Here is a 20506-nt window from a genome sequence, read left to right as displayed (position 1 = left end):
AAATTCACGATGGGATTTTGGAAGACTTATCTACCATAGCTTCCAAAAGCATCATAAATTGCGTTTTCGTTGTACCATCAATTAACTGCGTGTCAAAGTAAACCGTGATCTCAGCACGATCTTCCCCATTATCAACATATTCAAATAACAATTTGTATACTTTAATCAACGTTTGCAAATCCATATGGCCTGCATTCGATGAAAAAAGTAGAGGTAAAATCTTATCTCTGTTCGTAACACTTTGTACAGCCTTATAATCATATGACTCTTTGTTACTTGTTCTTCCCTCTGCAAATAACTTGAACAGATCTACAGGTCGCTCAACATTATCCATAGGCGGTTGTAATACACTTATTTGTCCGTTGCTTGGATTATACGTTTGTATGCAAACTGACCTACTGCGAACCACATACTTTGTAAGGAAGAAACAGATAGCCTGTACAATGGAGTCAATCGAACCACCTATGCTGTCACTTAATTTCTTTAGCTGTTTATACTGATCTCCCTCGATAATAATTCGATTGTTTTCAAACACGCTATGACCAGAATTGGATGGTTCCTTTTTAATTGGCTTATATTCCATACCATACCGATTTAATATACGCTGAAGCGAGCTGTTGCCACTGGTTAAGGTGGCGAGGTGACCTGCAAGCTCATTCACATTCGGGAACGTAAATAGGTCAGTAACTTTCAAACCTTCATATTCCGAGCTCAAACTCTCGAAGACTTTCATTAGCTTGAAAGAATTTCCTCCCTGATCAAAAAAATTACTCTCGATAGAAATCTCTTGCTTGTCTAAAACTGCTTCCCAAGCTTTAAGGATACTTGCTTGAAACTTATTTAACGAACGTGTTTCCATCTCATGTGTCAACGATTTATACTCTGGTGAGACGTCTTTCAACGCTTCAAGCGCTTTTCTGTCAATTTTCCCATTAGGCGTTCTCGGGAACTGTTCCATAACGTTAACAACCTCAGGAATCATATAATAAGGAAGCTTATCTCTTAAATAAAGTTTCAAACTTTCAGACAGTTTGCTTGCATTTCTGGATGGCAAAGGAAGTTGTTTGCGATCTATTTTCCCATTTTGATTTAATGGGAACTCTTCCATACGTTCGAAATGCTCTGGAATCATAAAAGCAGGAAGTCGTTTATTTAACTGATTCGCGATGATTACTTCCATTTGTTCATCATCATTTTCAATCGTGGTGTAATACGCACACAAGTAGCCATCTTCTTCTGCTACTTCTTGAACATGTACAACTACAGCTTCTTTGATTTCAACGATTTGCATCATGGCCGTTTCAACTTCACCTAATTCAATACGATGTCCCCGCAGCTTAATTTGTTGATCTTTCCTTCCAATAAATCGCAAGGTCATATCAGGCATCAGAACTCCGATGTCTCCTGTCCGATATAACTTTCTGCCATTACCTTTCGTAAACGGATCTTCCATAAAAACTTCATTTGTTTTATCAATGTTATTCAAGTAACCTCTTCCTACGCCGATACCAGCAACACAAATTTCTCCTTTTTCCTCTAGTGGAACGATTCGCATCTCCTCGTCCACAACATAAATTGTTGTATTAGGCAATGGACTTCCCACAGGAATGACCCCCTCACTTGGCGGCTGCTTGATCCAATGATGTGTAATATCATCCGATGCTTCGGTAGGGCCATAGGCATTTACCATTGGTACATTAGTAAAACGCTCAAACCACTTCTGTACAAGCGGCAAATGAAGCTGCTCGCCTGTCACCATTAAACAGTCCAAATCTAGATGCAAACTCTCGTCAGCATAATCAAGTAATAGTGACAGATAAGATGGTACAACTTCAAGTACGTTTACTTTATCTTGAGATATTCTGCTAATGAATTTACGCGGATCAAGGACTTGTTCATTCGAGTAAATAATTGTTTTTCCACCGACTAATGCTGACGTGAACAACTGCCAGATGGAAATGTCAAAGGATTGCTTTGCATTCTGTGCAATGACACAATCAGAACTTAATGATAAATCGGTTATTTTCCCATACATATGATTTATCATACCTATATGTTCAATCATGGCGCCTTTAGGCGTACCAGTTGAGCCTGATGTAAAGAAAATGTAAGCTAGCTGGTATGGATCAGATGGAAGATTGAGATTATGTTTACTTTCCTGAACAATTGCATCATATTCGCGATCGATCTGAACAACTTTATGCGCTTTACTTATATGATGAAGTGCTGAATCTGATAATACTTCTGATTCAACTAGAACTAAAGCGGGATTAATTTGTTCAATCATCGCAAAAATACGCTTATCAGGGTTGTTCGGATCTATTGGAACATAAGCTGCAGCACATTTCCATGTTGCCAGTACAGCCGTCACAAAATGTATGGAACGATTCATTAATATAACTACAGGTTTTTCTCTTTCAATGTTTGCTTTCTTCCTCATATAACGAGCAAGTGAGTTTGACATTTCATTGACTTCGTTATAAGTAAATGATTTTCCGTTAGATACAAAGGAAACTTTATCAGGGTTACTCATGGCTTGATCTTCATAGATCGTATGGTAACACTTACTAAACTGATATATTTTCGCTTCATTTCCTTCAGGAATACGTGATACGACTGATAACGCTTGATTATCAGTACTTCTTTCAGGTACTACATCATTTCCATTTTCCATCAATGAATGGCGTTTTAATGTAACATATGCTGCAAGATAGGCGTGCTCTCCATTCGCTTTCTTTAATACAGTCGCGGCCTGTATCTTATCGTGTTGATTGATGACGGTTTCTATTTCTTCTAGTTCAATACGATAACCATTTATTTTGATTTGATTATCCTTTCTTCCTATAAATTGAATATTTCCGTCTTCCATCCTCTTTCCAAGATCACCTGTCCGGTAGAGTATGAGGTTATGATCTTCTGCAAAAGGATTCCTTACAAAACGTTGGTCTGTAATTTCTGGTTTGTTCCAGTATCCTAGTGCAATTCCGTCACCTGAAATGCAGATTTCACCAGCAACTCCATTCGGAACTGGAGTAAGATATTCATCTAAAAGATAGATTTGAGTATTGAGAATTGGTCGTCCGATCGGAATTAGATTACTCTCATTGTGAATGTGATAGCAGCTGCTGTAAATCGTATCTTCCGTTGGTCCATATAAATTTCTCACTTCAATCTTCTTATAATTTAAACCTTCCTTAACGGAAAGCGGAATTGGTTCGCCCGCCATATTCAAAACGGTGATTGAATCCAAATTAACGTCATTTTTCAATAGTCCTTCTACGACAGACGGCACCGTATTTAGTAAAACACCCCGATCTTCATTCAGATACTTAGCGATATCTACTGAAGATTGGAGTATACGGACTTTCTTTCCGCTGCATAAAGGCAGCAGCACTTCGTATAAGGATAAGTCGAAACAGTATGATGTTACAGAATACCCTACTTCGTAAGGGGAATGCGAAAATTCATTGAGCGCCCAATGTATGAATGCTGCTAAATTTTTATGACTAAGCATAACTCCTTTAGGTAGCCCGGTTGAACCAGATGTATACAGCACAACTGCTCGATCTGAAGAATGAGTCTCCAATCCCGCTCTCTCTTTCTCATATCCGTCTAGGAATGAGTCCGAGATACGAATAACCTTAATGGAATCAGGAATGCCATTCAAATCTGTCTCATCGTCTGTGATTAAAAGTTGGATCTTAGAATCCTCGATCATATAATGAATACGTTCCTGAGGATAACTAGGGTCTAGTGGCACATAACACGCACCTGACTTAAGTACGCCGATCATGGCAATGGGTGACAAATAGCTGCGCCGCATGAATACGCCTATATGATCGCCCACGTTCATGTTTCTTTCAGTATTCAAATAATTAGCTAAGGCATTCGTTTTTTCAACAACATTTTTGTAAGTTAACGTATTATCTTCACATACCACGCATGTATGTTCCGGATATTTGACGGCATAATTATCAATGTAATGAAACACTGGAACATTGCTATCATAGCTTGACGCCGTATTATTGTATTCATGAACAAGCGTATATTCTTCTTGTTGACTCAGCATTTTAAGATCTGAGACCTTATTAACACCATTCGCGGCAGAATCAGCAATGAGCGTAATAAAGTGTTCTAACGTTCGTTGCATGCGAGATGGGAGATACAACGATGTGTCGTATTCCAACTCGATTCTTATCTGATCACTTTGCGGTTTTATATAAAACACAAGATCGTAACTGGCAAGTCCCTGCTCTTGGTTCCTTTCCCCCAAAGACAAATCATCGGTTAACCTAATGCTCTCCGTCTTCAACTCATCGTCATGCAAAACAATCATAACCGTAAATAGAGGCGTTTTCCGAGCTAATGTATCAACATTCAGGTCTTCTACCATCCTATTAAACGGATAATGCTTATGAGCAAGTGCTTCGATAAAGTTGGATTTCACAAGTTCTAAGGTGTCATTAAACGATAAATCATCCTTGATTTCGGTTATTAACGGAATTGTATTTTGGAACAATCCAACCGAATCACCCCACAAACCACTATCCCGCTCCGAAATAGGCGTTCCAATAATGACATCTTTTTCAGCGGTATTTTTATAAAGTAATACTTTCAATGCTGCAGCCATATAAACGAATAAAGATACCCCGTTTGCTGCGCAGGCTCTTTCTATCTTATCCAAAAGCTCTTTCTCAATGTATGCATTGATTTTTCTGCTAACTGAGATATCTGCGCCGCTTGTTGTGAAATCAGCTGGGAATCGCGTTAGTGGAATGTTCTGTTGAAATTGCTTTCCCCAATACTCTCGTCCCAGCTTATCTTCGCTGCTTTGCTTCTGCTGCCAGTATGCAAAATCTTTGGCATGGTACGTTACTTCAGGTAATATAATGGACTCTCCAATAATTGAGCCCTTATATAAAGTAGCAAAATCATGCATAATAATGCCGACCGATTGCTCATCGCAAATAATGTGATGGAACGTTACTGATAGAATATTTTCTTGCTCGGTGCGCTCCAATACGGTAAATCTAAACAATACCTCTTGCTCCAGGTTGAACGGTCTCGATTGAATAAATTGAAGCCTCTCATTAATCAGTTGGACATCCCATTGAATCGGGATTTCGATTCGCTCAGCTTCAAAATACCGCTGCCCTGCAGGATGTATACGCTGGCATAAGCGATCATCAACGATTTCAAAAGTCGTTCTAAGACTTTCATATCTGTCAATAATTTGATTCATCGCCTTATTTAATAGCGAATAATCAATTTCGCCTTTTATTTCAAAAGAAGCTGAAATGTGATAAGTTCCCGGACTTATCTTATCCAAGACCCACATTCGCTGTTGACCATCTGAGGCAGTAAAAAGATTCGTATACTGTTCTAGCGACTGTGTGGTTAACTTATCATCAGTTTTCGATTTTAAACGGTCGATTGTATCTGCCATTGAACTCAAAAACGGTGAAGCGAAGATTGTGTGTAAGTTAAGTTGGACATCCAGATGCTTTTGAATAGCCCCTACTAATTTAATCGCTTTTAAAGAGTGTCCGCCTAATTGGAAGAAATTCGAATCCAATCCTATTTCTGAAGTTTCTAAATCCAGAATCTCGCTCCATAATTGAGATAAAGTATGTTCCGTTTGCGAGTTTAAGGAGACTTGAGAGTCTGAGTTTATACGCTTCTCCTCATTCATAATTCTCTGCAACTCTTTTTTGTCCACTTTACCAGAGCTCGTTAGCGGCAATCGGTCAATTTGGAATAAAAAGTTAGGAACCATGTAAAAAGGTAGTTGTGAAGCAATATGCTTTTTAATCTTCTCTGTGTCTTCTAGCTGTCTCGACGTAAAAAAGCCGCACAAAGAATCTACCCCATTAGAATCCTTAGTGATCATAACCGAAGCCTCTTTAACTCCAGGGTAGTTCAAAATCGTATTTTCTATTTCCTCATTTTCTATTCGATATCCACGTAATTTATTTTGCCCATCAATTCGACCAAGGTAATCGATTTGCCCATCCGGCAACCATCTTCCATAATCGCCCGATAAATACAGCCTTCCTTCTCCAAACGGATTAGGGATAAACTTAGAATTGGTCAGCTCCGAATTTCCAAAATACCCTTTTGCAGTACCAGTACCAGCAATCGCGATTTGTCCATGCACACCAACAGGGCATAATCTAAGTTCGTTATCTACAATGTAGATTTGAGCATTAGGCAAAGGACGACCAATTGTAACCTTTCCAGCGAACCCCTTTTCCATTGTTAAGTGCGTACAATAAACCGTAGACTCGGTTGGACCATATAAATTGTGCAAGGTAACACTAGTTCCAAGTGCATGGAATTTATCTACTGTACTTTCAAGCAGCCGCTCGCCAGCCAAATAAATATGCTTAACACTGTTTAGTTTCGCAATCGTGGCTGGAGACAAATACTCCATAAATACATTAAACATTGCTGGAGTGAAATTGATCTGGGATACTTTGTACGTTTTTATAATGTCTAACAGAAAGACCGGATCCTTGCTTGCGTTCTTCTGTGGAATAACAAGACTAGCGTCCGCTAGTAACCATCCGAATAACTCAGGTATCGAAACGTCAAAAGTAAAAGATGTTCTTACTAAGAAAACATCTTTATTATCCCATTTGTATTGATTTTCTAGACAGCTTAAGAGCTGGAACACGGAAACACGCTCGATCATTACACCCTTCGGCTTACCTGTTGACCCCGAAGTATATAAAATATAGGCCAAATCGTCAGGAGAAGTGACGACTTGATTTAGTATAGAATGATCCAATTCTCCTTGACCCCCAAACTGGTCAACATAAATCACATTAGCGGTAATATCCTGTGGTACTTCGATACCAGAGCATGTCAATACATATTGACACTGACAATCTTCCAGTATAGCTTTCATACGATTAGTAGGATACTCCGGATCCAATGCAACATATACTCCCCCTGCCATTAGAACACCTAATAAGGTATAAACCATTTTACTAGAGTTATCCATCAACACCGCAACACGCTCTTGATGACGCAAGCCTTTAGTTAACAAGTGTGCTGCTACGTCCTTGGACTTCTTATACATTTCGGCAAGGGTAACGCTTTGCGTGTGATTTTCCCCATGTTCATAAACACAGTTGCGGTTCGGTTTAATAGCTACAATCTTCTCTAACAACTGTCGGAAGGATAAAACATCATGATTTTCAATCTTTTCACCGCTAAACTGGCCTACAATTAATTGTTTCTCTTTATTCGATAGTAACTCGATCTCAGAGACAAGCAGATTTGATTCTGAAATCAACTGCTCAATGATATAAAGATAGTGACGCGCCATTTGAGATACAAATTCTTTATTATAAACAGACGAATTATATATCAAGTCAAGCTCTGGCTTACCAAGCAGCGAAAGTCGGACTGTCATATCATAATTAGTTCGTTCAAAAGCAGAATGCAATGATAACAATAACCCTGCAGCCTCACTCTTTATCTCCAGACTGCTGCTGTAATTTTCAATTGCCAAGATCGAGTTAAACCCAATACTCTCTTCACTACCACTATATGCTTTAATATCTAGAAGCGCTGTATTTTGGAAGAGCTCTTTATGATAAAAATAGTCGGCTACCGATCTTAAGAGATCACATACCTTGTCATCCTTAGCTGTATTAATCCGAATAGGGAGAGTATTAATATAAAGACCAACCATTCTATCGATCCCATCAATCTGATTGGAACGGACAGACATCGGAACACCAAATATGATGTCATCAGTATTATGATACCGCTGTAGCAAAATACCCCAAGCAGCATAGTAAATAATCGCGGGAGTAACCTCATGCGCTATAGCAAACGATTTAATCGACTCGTGCAGGTTCTCGTCTATTAATGTATGCAAGCTATCCGTTGCAGGCAAACTATTAACTACTGCATCACTCGGAGAGAACGACTCGTACGATTCATAGTTCTGAAAATAGTTTTTCCAGAATGACTCTTTCTCTGAACCAAGTCCATCTTCGTGAATATGCCGGACAAAATCTTTAAACTTGGGCTTTCTTGCAAATTGGATTTTTTTCCCTTTTATTAAAAACTCATAATTACGAACAAATTCCTCTAACAATACTACATTGCTAAATCCGTCATATAGAATATGATGGTTGCTGATAATCAGCTCGTAACGACTGTTTCCAAGCGCAACAAGCATGATTCGAAACGGGATGTTGTGTAAGTCGAATGCTTGTTGACGATCGAGAACATCAAGCTGATTAAGCTTTTCATTTTGCTCTTGCCAGCTATCATTCGACAAATCATAAAATGTGTAGTTCAACTCAATTTGTTTTAATACAATTTGAACTGATTTTGAAATATTCTCCCATCTAAATACCGTTCGAAGAATTTCGTTTTGAAAAGCAACTTGTTGCCAAGCTTCGATGAACAAATCTTGCTCAATTTCGCCTTGTATGGTTATTCTAATTTGCTCATGATATTGATTTCTGTCTGGATTCTTTAAATAATGAAATAATATACCTGACTGCAGAGGAGTTAATTCATACATATCCTCTACATTCGCACGATCAAGTTTGTGCAGCATGTAATCTTCCCTTCATGATATTAATAATTTAGCTCCAACCTATAAAGCGTGCTTCACTCAAGTAGAAGACCAATGTTTTCTTTACTTGCGAGCCTAAAATAATACTCCCCAATAGACATATCAAACGCAGACATCCCCATTGGATTTATCATTATCGATTGATCATTGTTTATTTTCTCTAGCATAGAATCAGAAACAATATCTTTGAAAGTTAGTACATCTGATTCCATTAATCCGTTTTGCAAATGGAATAATTCAACATCTGTATTTTCCCGACACACTTCTTTCCAACTATCTACTACAATTCCGTTTTTCACATATTCATAAACACCCGATTTATAATCTCTTAGTGATACATTTAATAATAAAGAACCCTGCTTTGGCTCAGAGTCAATATATCGCTCACTAGATACCGTACATGTAATGAACACATCTGCCTGACTGTACACGTCTCTCCAGTTTCCACACACTCTAACTTTAGAGTCGTTCATAACATCCTCTGGAAACTTTGTGTTATTAATATCATATAAATAGATACTCTCTATTTGATCCTCAAATAAATGACGACACATTTGATAATGATGTTGCCCAATCGGCCCCCAACCAAGGATGCCCAAAGAGAAGCGCTTTAAAGACTTTGCTTCTAAATATAATTTTACAAACAGACCACTAACAGAAACTGTTCGAATAACACTAAGCAAAGAACCATTTACAATAGCTTTAACTTGTCCCGTATCAGCATTGTTAAGAATAACCACACTATTCGCTCTAGAAATTCCTTTATTTATATTATCCGGGAAACTAGCAATCCACTTAATTCCTGCTACATCATAGCCTTCCCCTACATAGGCAGGCATAGCAATGATTCTATTTTTTTGATCTTTAAATCTGAGATATGGCTTTATTGGTTGAACAATATTGTCTGTGTCTAATAACTGAATAGTATTACGAATCACTTCGATCGTTTCTTCCCACTTTATACCTACTTTTTGTAAATCATGTTCATTTAGATATAGCATATGAATTCTCCTTTATCTTTTGATAATAGACTTGAATACCAATCCGGATTATATATCGTACCTGCATATCTCTCTCCTCTATCAGGAAATACAGTGACTACATTTTTCATACTATTAACCGGATTAATAGTGAAATATTTCACTATTCCAGCCATAACAGAACCTGATGAACCACCAGCTAGTATATACATATTTTCGAATAAATAATGGCACATCTTTACTGTTTCTGACTCACTCACGATTATATGTCCGTCTATTTGGGCCTTTTCCAGTATTTTAGGATATTTACTAGATCCAATACCAGGTATTCTGCGTCTCCCCGATTTATCACAAAATATGACCGAACCTTCAATGTCTACAGCAATAACTTTTGCATCAGGAAACTTTTCTTTAACCTTATTAGATACCCCTGTTATTGTCCCTCCTGAGCTTACTCCCATAAACAGAAAGTCAATATGTTCCACGGAATTCACAATTTCAGTTCCTAATGTTTGATAATAAGATTCTGCATTTATTGGGTTTTCATATTGATTTATCCAGTAAGAATTAGCGATCTCATTTTTTAAACTATGTACTTTTTTTATTCTATTTAATAAGTAACCGCCATATGCATCTGCTTCTTCTACTTTAAATACTTTCTCACTTAGTACCTCTATTAATCGTTCATTGTCTGGCATAATATTCTTGTCGATAACACAATAAAACTTTAATCCGTAGTAGCGGCAGGCCGCCGCAAGTGCAAGACCAAAATTCCCGGAAGAAGATTCTATAATAATCGTGTCCTTATTAATCGTCCCATCTTCAAGCAATTTTTTAAGTGTATACATCGCTGCTCTATCTTTCACACTTCCGGTAGGATTAAACATTTCCATCTTCGAAAAAATCTTTATGTTTTCTAATTCATTCATGGTAACGTTAACTAACGGGGTACTTCCTGCATTCTCTAGAATATTATTAAACATTATTTAACCTCCTTATTTTGATTTGTCGTTTCAATTAGTGCTTTATTAATAATATAAGTTACTTCTTTTTCGAATTTTTCAATAAAAAAATGCCCTCCATCGAAAAATTCGATATTAGGCTTTGAGTAAAAATATTCATTCCACATTAAGACATCATCTATAATACAGTCTTCCTTCGTACCATGCATAATTGTAGTTGGAGTAGTTATTTTCTTTTTTTCAAAAGAATGAGCATATAGATTTTTTAAGTCTCCACGAATAATTGGAAAAAATGTTTGTACAAAGTCTTTATTTCGTAAAAATTCAATAGGTGTCCCACCTAGTTGCACTAACGTTCGTATCATTTCTTCATCAGTTTCAAATTTTCTTTCTTCTCTTTTTAAGTGTGGTGCTCTACATCCTGAAATAAAAAGATGTTTAACGTTAAACACCTCTAATCTCTCAGCTATTTCATATACAATGCTTCCTCCCATACTATGTCCAAACACAGCAAATGGACTTCCGTCTTTAATGTGCGGTAACATCAGACTGTATACGTCATCTACCATTTCATGAAATGACTTGTACATATCCTCGCTAATTCGCCTACCTTTTCCAGCCAACTCCAGAGGAATTAACTCTATATCTTCATTTAATGTCTTTTTCCAAAAAAAATAAAACGAAGACGATCCTCCTGCATAAGGGATACAAAATAATTTCAAAATATTACATCCTCTCAATCCGTGGTCTATCATCTATTTATTACGGATATTTCACATTCTTCTTAATAAAGATCACCGCTGCTCTATACGAGTAACATCTTAGAATTTTCAGACAATACCGTTTTTCCCCTTTCAAGCTTGATTAATGTATCAGCCAGGTGGAAATATCGATCATCATGCGTAATCGCAATAATGCATTTTCCACGAGCCTTCAATTCAGGCAAAATTTCATGATAGAAATGCCTGCGGTATTCCGGATCTTGATCAGCCGCCCATTCATCAAACAAGCAAATTGGCCGATCCTCCAAATAGGTAAGCAACAATGCCAACCGTTTTTTCTGACCGGTAGATAACAACGTTGTCGAGAACTTCCCGTCTTGTATCGAGACTTTGTCAGACAATTGGAGTCGTTGCAATAACAAAGCAATTTGCTCCTCCTTACCAGAACAATTAATCCCATATAAGCGCTCGAATAAATGGTAATCACTAAATATTGCCGAAAACATGCTGCCTAATTCTTCTGATGATGTGGCTTTTCCATTAACAGAAATTTCCCCGGCCGTTGGTTTATACAAACCCGTAATTAATTTCGCAAGTGTTGTTTTACCACTGCCATTTCCACCCGTTATGAACGTAATCGTTCCAGTACCGAATGACAGGTCGAAAGGGCCTACGGAAAAATGAGAATCTTCCTCTCCACCATATCCGTAGCATACATCGCGAACTGAAAGCTCTAAACTATCGTTCGAAGTGTGTCCCTTTTCAACATAGTTCTCACTATCCTGAAGCTGCTCTATTTCAGAAGATAGATCCTTAATTCGTTTCCATGAAATACGACACCGTAATAAAGTTGGATATGCATTCAAAATACCATTCACTGGACCGGTCATATACAGAAAGACAAACACGTACGTTTGTACCGTCGTTGTAAGCAAATTAGGAAAAATGACGGGAAACAAAAATGCCACTGCTCCAATAACTACCGTAAACAGCAACTCCCCTACTACATTAACATTTGCGAACCTTACGTCGGCCTCTGTTCTTTTAAGTCGATATAAATTCGAGCTGCTTTCCATATGAGCTTCGAAATCTCGATTTTTATTCTGATTTAGCTTAAGCTCCTTGAATCCCTTTAACATATCGCCTATCATACGAAAGAATATCGTTTGGATGTCGCGTGATTCTTCCCATAATTTCTCCGCTTTACTGCCTAGCAAGAAGAATAATCCTGCTACTAACACGATAACTCCGATGGAAAGCAACAATGCATAAGGATTAAGCATTCCCAAATAAATAAAGCAGCATATCAACGTCACAAATGCAATAACACCTGAAATAATTACATTGATAGATCCACTCACTTCTTCTGTGTCGTTATTTAACACAGCATGCAAGCGTCCATCTTCCATTTGCTCCAGTTTCTCGTACGGCGTTTTTAATACTTTACCGATCAGCTCTGTTCGTTTTTCATAAACCAGATTGTTCGTAAGTGTTACTAGCTTCGTGCTTATATAACGTTGACCGCAGACGTACATCAAAATACCCAGCGCAAAATAAAAAAGAAGTCCATTCGTCAAATTATCTTCTTTGCCGAAGGACTGATTAATGACAAATATAATAAATGCATTACCGAATCCACTAACTAAACCAAGCATGAGAAGTGAAGCAAATGGCTTTTCTTTTTTTACCGTAAACAACTGCGTCAAGATATGATAAATCGTGTAAACCACTCCAAAAACAGCTGCAACAATCACCGCAGGAACAAATGAGTACGGCCCCCATACATAAAGCATGCTCCATGGAAGCTTGTCTAGCAGAACGATCGGCATGTAGTACAAACCACTTAGATACAGAACCAAAAAAATGACAGAGCTACTGACTTTTGCGATTTGCCAGCCGCTTAGACTAGTCCAGCGCCGCTTTCCATTGCGAATTTCTACAACACTGCGACCCATCATATATAGAAGACCAAGTACAGCCAAACTAAAGACAGCTAGTACAAAAGTTGCTACTTGATCTAATTTTTTGTATGTTTCAGGCAACGGCTCAACTGGCGCTCTATCACGTAAAATTGACATGACTCCGCGCGCTATCGACTCCGTATGGTCGGAGTTCATATTGGCCATAACCGCGACACCTAGTTCACCATCATTCCGCATCATAATAAATGACGAGAAGTTCGGATTGCTTCCACCATGCGTAATTTCTCCGCCACCTGATTGATAGATTGACCAACCAGCTGCATAAGAAGAACCATCAAAGTATGGAGAAACAGTCGTATCGATTTCATGTGATTTCTCGATAAGCGATGAATCTAACCCACCTGGCTTAACTACACCGAGCTGAATCTGCATCCATTTTGTAATATCCGCTGGAGTAGAGTTCACATAACCCGCAGGTATATTTCCTCGATACCGTGGAGCCTCGTAAGCACGAGGACTCAGAAATCCCAATTTGTACCCTGTTGCAAGTCCATTTTTCACAGCGTCTTCATGTCTGACAAAGGTATTTTCGAGCCCAATTGGCTGGATAATGTTCTGCTGCATATAGTCTTCGTACGACATTCCTGTTACTTCTTGTATAATCAGTCCAAGAATATCGTAGTTAATGGTAGCGTAAGTGTAATACTCTCCAGGCTGCAGCGTTTTATGATGCAATATCTCTTTGCCAACAAGCTTCCGCACTGTCTGTTCCAACGCATCATCTGCATTCGATATAGGTATATCACCAATAGTTTCTGTTGGAATACCTGAAGTATGGTACAGTAACTGGCTAATAGTCATTTCGATTTTCTTCCCATGATTATTCATATAGAACCAGGGCAAATACTTACTTACCGGATCATTCAGTCGGATCAAGCCTTCATTCTCCAAATTTAAAATAGCTAATCCGGTAAAGGCTTTTGAATTAGATCCTATTTCAAATACAGTGTCAGCTGACACACGTTTTTTACCCTCTACATCGCTGTAACCTGAATATTGCTCGTAACTAATCTTTTCTCCCTGTACAACAACGACTGCCAATCCAGGGACTTTAGCAGCTTCCTGACGTTCATGTATATATTTATCAAGCTGCCTATTCAGCTCATCCGATGACAGCGATGCTAGCACCGTAAAAGGAGTGAGCAAACTGCTCCATAAGAGCATGACAACGCTAACCAAAGGGATTTTCTGTTTTAAAGTCAACTTTTTATCACTTCCTTAAGTAAATATGCTGTAAAAATCGTATGAGACAAACTTGTCATTTCAAGACGGGATAGATTCTACATCTTTTCCCAATAACAATGCCGAATGGATGACTTTTCGTGTTCGGTAATGATACGAATAAATCAATTGTCGTTGAATAGTCGTTGCTAGTTCATTTATTTCGGTATAGTCTATTCGTTTTTGGAGACGAGTTAATGAAATTATTGTTTGTGTTTTCCAATGTTAATCTTCCCCCTATACTGAAAAATTCCAAAATCAAAAACCACCCGTCTAAATGAACTGCACCCCAATTGTTAGACACCATCTAACTATTGGAGGTGCAGTTTTTATATGACCAGATTCAGTACAGATGAAAAAATACAAGCAGTTATGCGTTACCAAAAGGGATCCGACAGCTTAAAAGCTATCGCAAAATCCATAGGTATTCACCATACTGTCTTTTTAAACTGGATTAGACAATATGAGCATCATGGTGATGAAGCTTTTAAAAAGGGCTATACATCATATCCTGTACAGTTTAAACTAGACGTACTTAATTATATGAACGAATTTGGGACGTCTGTTAGAGAAACGGCTGCGGTATTTAATATTGCGAGTCATAGTACCATTTTAAGCTGGCAAAGGAGCTTAGAATTACATGGAATGGACGCTCTACAACCAAAGAAAAAGGGGCGTTCACCCATGAAAAAAGAATCTAATAAACAAAAGAATCAAACGTTAGTAGAAGGATCTGTAGAGGCTTTACATGCAGAGGTAGAGCGTTTACGAATGGAGAATGCATATTTAAAAAAGTTGAATGCCTTAGTTCAAAACAAGGAAAAATCACCAAACAAGACAAAGCTCAAGTAGTCTATGAACTAAGGAACGAATTTTCGGTGAAAGCACTTCTACAGCTAGCAGATATCCCTCGTAGCACGTATTATTACGCGGTAAAAACGTTTGGGATGCCAGATAGAGATACGGAGTTAAAAGACATTATCCAAGCCATTTATGAGGAGCATGAGGGGCGCTATGGTTATCGTCGTATTCGTGACGAGTTAGTGAATCGTGGATACCGTGTGAATCATAAAAAGGTACAACGTTTGATGAAAGTATTGGGATTAAAATGCTTGGTACGCATGAAAAAATATCGTTCGTACAAAGGGACGGTTGGCAAGATTGCACCGAACATATTAGAACGTAACTTTTACGCTGAAAAGCCAAATGAGAAGTGGGTTACAGATATTACAGAGTTTAAATTATTTGGAGAAAAGCTGTATTTATCTCCAATGCTAGATCTATACAATGGTGAAATTATTACGTATACGATCGGTTCAAGACCGGTCTACTCGCTTGTTTCAACGATGTTAGATCAAGCATGTAGCCGATTAACAGATGAAGATAAGCCCCTTATTCATTCTGACCAAGGTTGGCACTATCAGATGAAACAGTATCGTCATGCCCTCAAAGAATGCGGTATCAAGCAAAGTATGTCCCGAAAAGGTAACTGCTACGACAACGCTGTCATCGAGAACTTCTTTGGCATCATGAAATCTGAATTTCTGTATTTAAAGGAATTTGAAAGTATCGCACATTTTAAAAAAGAGCTATCAAAATACATCGATTATTACAACAACAAGCGTATTAAGGCAAAACTAAAAGGCATGAGTCCGGTACAGTACCGAATTCATGCCCAACAAGTCGCCTAATGACATAACCTGTCTAACTTTATGGGGTCACTTCAAAACGAGTGGTTTTACCTTCGACTATAAAATACAGGGTCCTATAATGTTGATTGTCACTTGTTAAAAGAAGTATATCTTTGCTCTATCACTCAATGAAAGACTAGTTATACTTCTTTCTCTTAAATGGTGACCCTTATCACTTATGTAAGTTGCCACTTCTAGATCGTTACTAAGACAAAGCTTCGCCCGCTCATGCACAAGAAAATGCACTACAAGACTATAATCTATGAAATTGAACATTTAACGTGCCTAAACATCGATTAAATGCATTCTTATAACTTCGCTTTTTCTTGTTGATATTTCAATTCGAAATCAAATATCTTTGACTTTTTATAGGGAATTTCGACCATATTAGATATCTTCAGTAAGCTCAAGATAAAAATAACACACTATATCACAAAATTCAACCAAGATTTCACAACAAAAAACAACACAAAACGACATGACTTGATCCTAAAAAAAAACTCTATGAGACTAATCGAAGCAACTAATATTATGTGACACTTTAGTTATCCTAATATTGACCCCGTTAGATTCACATCCATTATTTTTCCAGGGGGAGACGCTCTAGGTCGATCTCCGATATATTCTCACTTTGAAACTGCTCACTTGCCGCATGCTCTTTGTACAATTCGATGATTTTCTCTTCTGAACATTCGAGTGACGTACAAAACAAAGCAAGTTCATTCTCAAAAATAAGAAGCACTTGACCATATCCCTCTAGGTGCGTTCCGTCACACGGTTAACCATTCAAACAGATTTAATGTAAAGTTCAGGAGGTGTGGCGATGGCGCCTAAATAGATGTGTTTCCCGGACGTACTTCGATATGTAGGTCATTGTTTTTGGCAAAATTGTGATCAAGCAGACGATTTATATTATCAGATCTTTATAGCCAGCTTCTAAGCGGACGAGAACAGAGACATCTGAGAAACCTTGGCAAAACAGCACCAGGCTACCGGCACCCTCCATCGTTCCATGATTGAAAGCCCTTCCATAAAATCTCGACACTACTTGCTGAAACAACGATTCTATATAATTTTAGTTTTTATTAATCCGATGAATAACCATCATTATTGATTAGTAACAAGAAGAGCCAACTCATCAATTGTTGAAAATTTCTTCATAGTAAGAAATTCATCAGGCACTTCGATCCCAAAATCATTTTCTAAACTAACCATTAAACGAATAAAGCTGATTGAATCCAATCCAATATTAACTAGATCATTATCTAGTGAAATATCATGTGGAAGTTCTAGAATCTCAATTATAATTTTTTTAATTTTAATCTCGATATCCATCATTTTATTTCCCACTATATTATTTATAACATCAGTATCATCAGTTGATATTATAGGTCGAATGATTTCGATACCTATATCGACAATTTTCTCTAATCCTAATATATCCAACTGTATCTTTGCCCGCTTTTTATGCTTGTCAATTTTCTTTATTCTTCCTTCCAACCCTTTACAAGGTCCTGAAATAACTTTAACTTTTTCATTTCTAAATAAAATTTTCAAGTAGTCGATTATGTCATTCTCATTAAGCATTTCTAATATTATACTCATTTGCTCATCAGGTACAGATTTAAAAAACAAATCGTGACTACTTTCTTCACTCGAAATTAACTTATCTTTTTTATTAGAGTAATTTAATATCTTAATAACTCCAGGTATAGAGTTAATTTGGTAATAAGTCCTAAAATCTATTTCCGTACAAAAAAAAACATAACCTGGAAACAAAATTTTTATAGATTCATATACAATACCATTTTTTTTTTCGGGTACTTTCCTTTTTGGCACACAACATTTTTTAATATTGATATCTAAATCACAAAAACGTTTTTTTACAGCTTCTTCTTTTCCTGTTTGGACAAAAGCTACATACCATTTCATATGAATTAACCTCACGAAGTAAATTAGTCACATAGAGTCAAATCTGTAACTCAGTATAGTTCCATTTTTCGAAATAAAAGATAGAATGTTAACTCCATATGCTCTTTAAAGAATATTTCACTAGTCATGACCAACAGCATTCTATCCTACTTTTTCTTTTGATTTGTCAATTTTTGAAATATTTTCATGAAATGTATCACATCACACACAACCTTACCATTATAAACACTTTATTGTAAACTATTAACTTTTCTTTCGCACATTCAATTCCAATCATTACTACGTTTACCGATTATTTAAACGGTTATGGTTTTTTGTTTTATTGGCCTTATACCAAGTTAATAGTTAGATGATCAATTATGCAAAACCTAATCCACTAAAGTACTCAACTGATCAATCTCAGTATAGATATACACCTTTCACAAGACAGAGAACAAATGATTCAAAAGATTCATCTTTTTAAACATACAGGATATTTTTCAGATCCATAAAGTTGATTTAATTACTTATTCGGAATTCCTTTATGAGCTAAGGCATTAGCCTCCTTGGTACTTAGACGAGCATTTTGCATAGTTCATATTTCGAATCAGAGTCAAAGTTAGACTAAAATAAAATCGCAGTTTGAGAGAGCTTAAGGTATAAATGGACAGACGGGCAGAATTTCCAGAAAAATAAAATTTTAAGTAGCGTTTTTGGATTGTTTTCTGAATGTAGCCAACGCCGATGCTAGCAGAACAATCGCATTCAAATATTGGTAAGTCGTAACTTTTTGAATGCCCCAAAAATGTAATTGGTCTGCGCCTAGTAAGCCTTCATTCGGGAGTTACATGTTCTACACTGGTTCGCTTGTTGTACAACTGCTTCCAGTTCTGGCTTTCCCGGTGCGGTAACGCATAACGACGAAGGTCTTGCTGCGTGCTGACCTTGACCACCATTCCGTAATTAGAGGTGGAACAAGCCGTATGCCCAGAGGGCAATCGACTTTACCCGTGGCGTGCTGACAGCGGAATTTTAACCGTTCTTTCTCTTGCCCCCAATACGTCATCGGAAAACCCATGGAACAACAGGGCGTTCCTTTGCTCGTCATACCCGCGTGTGGTTCTTTTTCATTTCTAGGATTGGGTGGAATAATCGCTTGCGCCTTGACGTTCCGGGCAGCTTCGTAGTTTTTCATTTGGTCATAGCCTGCATCCAGCATAAAGAATTGGACCTTGGTTTTGGCTGCTGCAAGCTTCATGAGCATAGGCCCTCATCGCCATCATTCACATGGGCTGGCGTCACTGTGAGCACCATCGAGAGTTCACTCTTCACATCGACAGGCAGATGCAGCTTGTATCCAAACCACTTAACCTTGTTGCCAAACATATCGAGCTTCACTCCCCAGTTGGCATTGCCGTGAGTTCGCTTTTACGCTTCGCTTCGGTTCCTTTTTCTCGTAAGCATGAATAGCGGCGCTGTCGATGGCGACATGAGTGCCGTCGATGAACTCAACTTCCTGGCACTGAGCCACCAGATCCTCAAATAATCGCTGCGCAATCCCTTTCTTAGTTAATTCAGCAAATACCCGGCTCAAAGTAGAAATTGAAGGAGCCGATCGATCCAGTCGAAGTCCACACTGGTAACGGAAACGAAGATCGAACTCGAGCCTGCATTGCAAGCTAGTGAATGTGTCGATATTCTCTAGGGGAGCCCCGCAAGCAAGGCGCGAAGAATGTCTTGGCGGTAGAAAAACGCTAATTATTAAGCAACTCGAAACACGTATTAACGTTGAATCAAAAAAGCTGTGGTCCAACTCGGTATCCTAACGCGCGTCTAAGCCTGGAAACAAATATGGTTAGATCAGCTATAAAATTGCAAGAGAAAGAGCCTAGTTAGTTTAAAACTAGGCATCATTGATTTCGTTTTCGGTTTTTGCAGTTTTTTTATTAAGAACGCCAGTAACAAACGTAATTATTACTTCCACTTATACATAGCTTACAATTATAGACGCGAATGAAATGCCGTACCCGAAACGTAAAAGAAAAGTAGAATTCGTCGGCGCATTGGGGTAATAAGGATTACACGCCATTGGGCAAATTTTTCACGCTAAATGAAGGAACTATAGATCAAATCGGCTAATACTCCTCTTAAGGGATTGAGATTCATGTATACATTAGCTTTGCTCCTTGCGTGTGATCAACTCCAGCTGCAAGTGGCACAATTTCACAGCAAAATCAAATCAGATCTAGATTAAGAGAGCGGTTGCCTGTCGGAAAATTCGCCACCAACGAAATCTCTCGTCCTGCATGCAGGAGTATTTGATTACAATCTGAATCCTTTCCATCTATAAATGACAAACATATTAAAATGCCTATAATATAAAAGAGCAAATTAGAATAGGTGAAAGGTTTATGTTGAGAACCCCCTTTTTTCGA

At 37.9% G+C, this 20506-nt stretch carries 7 protein-coding genes and 1 pseudogene; 1 reads left to right on the top strand and 7 read right to left on the bottom strand.

Going from position 1 to position 20506, the window contains the following annotated elements:
* Positions 1–4 precede the first annotated feature (4 nt).
* From B9N86_RS06710 to B9N86_RS06690, 5 genes are read right to left on the bottom strand one after another with little or no spacing between them, the layout of a single operon-like run.
* Positions 5–8584 (bottom strand): non-ribosomal peptide synthetase, encoded by an 8580-nt coding sequence (locus B9N86_RS06710; RefSeq protein ID WP_208918321.1) that lies wholly within the window; start codon positions 8582–8584, stop codon positions 5–7.
* Positions 8585–8637: 53 nt separating this feature from the next.
* Entirely contained in the window at positions 8638–9603 is a 966-nt protein-coding gene (locus B9N86_RS06705; protein ID WP_208918320.1) for a 2,3-diaminopropionate biosynthesis protein SbnB, read from the bottom strand.
* On the bottom strand, positions 9591–10565 hold the full coding sequence (gene sbnA, locus B9N86_RS06700) for a 2,3-diaminopropionate biosynthesis protein SbnA (RefSeq protein WP_208918319.1): 975 nt from the start codon (positions 10563–10565) through the stop codon (positions 9591–9593). The genes B9N86_RS06705 and sbnA overlap by 13 nt, the downstream gene beginning before the upstream one ends.
* Positions 10565–11299, bottom strand: coding sequence for a thioesterase II family protein (locus B9N86_RS06695; RefSeq protein ID WP_208918318.1), 735 nt, complete (start codon positions 11297–11299; stop codon positions 10565–10567). The genes sbnA and B9N86_RS06695 overlap by 1 nt, the downstream gene beginning before the upstream one ends.
* A 50-nt stretch (positions 11300–11349) precedes the next feature.
* Positions 11350–14451, bottom strand: a complete 3102-nt coding sequence (locus B9N86_RS06690) for a cyclic peptide export ABC transporter (RefSeq protein ID WP_208918317.1) — start codon at positions 14449–14451, stop codon at positions 11350–11352.
* 351 nt (positions 14452–14802) lie between these two features.
* Here B9N86_RS06690 and B9N86_RS06685 point away from each other — a divergent pair.
* Positions 14803–16160, top strand: a protein-coding gene (locus B9N86_RS06685) for an IS3 family transposase (RefSeq protein WP_208914705.1) whose coding sequence is annotated in 2 segments (ribosomal slippage) — positions 14803–15256 and positions 15256–16160 — 1359 coding nt in all. Because the reading frame shifts where the segments join, the coding sequence is not laid out codon by codon here.
* A gap of 1107 nt (positions 16161–17267) precedes the next feature.
* Here B9N86_RS06685 and loaP read toward each other — a convergent pair.
* Together loaP and B9N86_RS30930 are read right to left on the bottom strand one after the other, a co-directional pair.
* Positions 17268–18092 carry an antiterminator LoaP gene (gene loaP / locus B9N86_RS06680; protein ID WP_208918316.1) on the bottom strand — a complete coding sequence of 275 codons (825 nt, stop codon included), beginning with the start codon at positions 18090–18092 and terminating at the stop codon, positions 17268–17270.
* Positions 18093–18771: 679 nt separating this feature from the next.
* Positions 18772–19814: pseudogene (locus tag B9N86_RS30930) on the bottom strand (transposase); the annotation flags it as partial.
* Positions 19815–20506: the final 692 nt, after the last annotated feature.

It is taken from the genome of Paenibacillus uliginis N3/975 (genome assembly GCF_900177425.1).
GTDB lineage: Bacteria > Bacillota > Bacilli > Paenibacillales > Paenibacillaceae > Paenibacillus_AQ > Paenibacillus_AQ uliginis.
The sequence above is the reverse complement of the archived record's forward strand: the minus strand, read 5'-3'. Positions and strand labels throughout refer to the sequence as shown.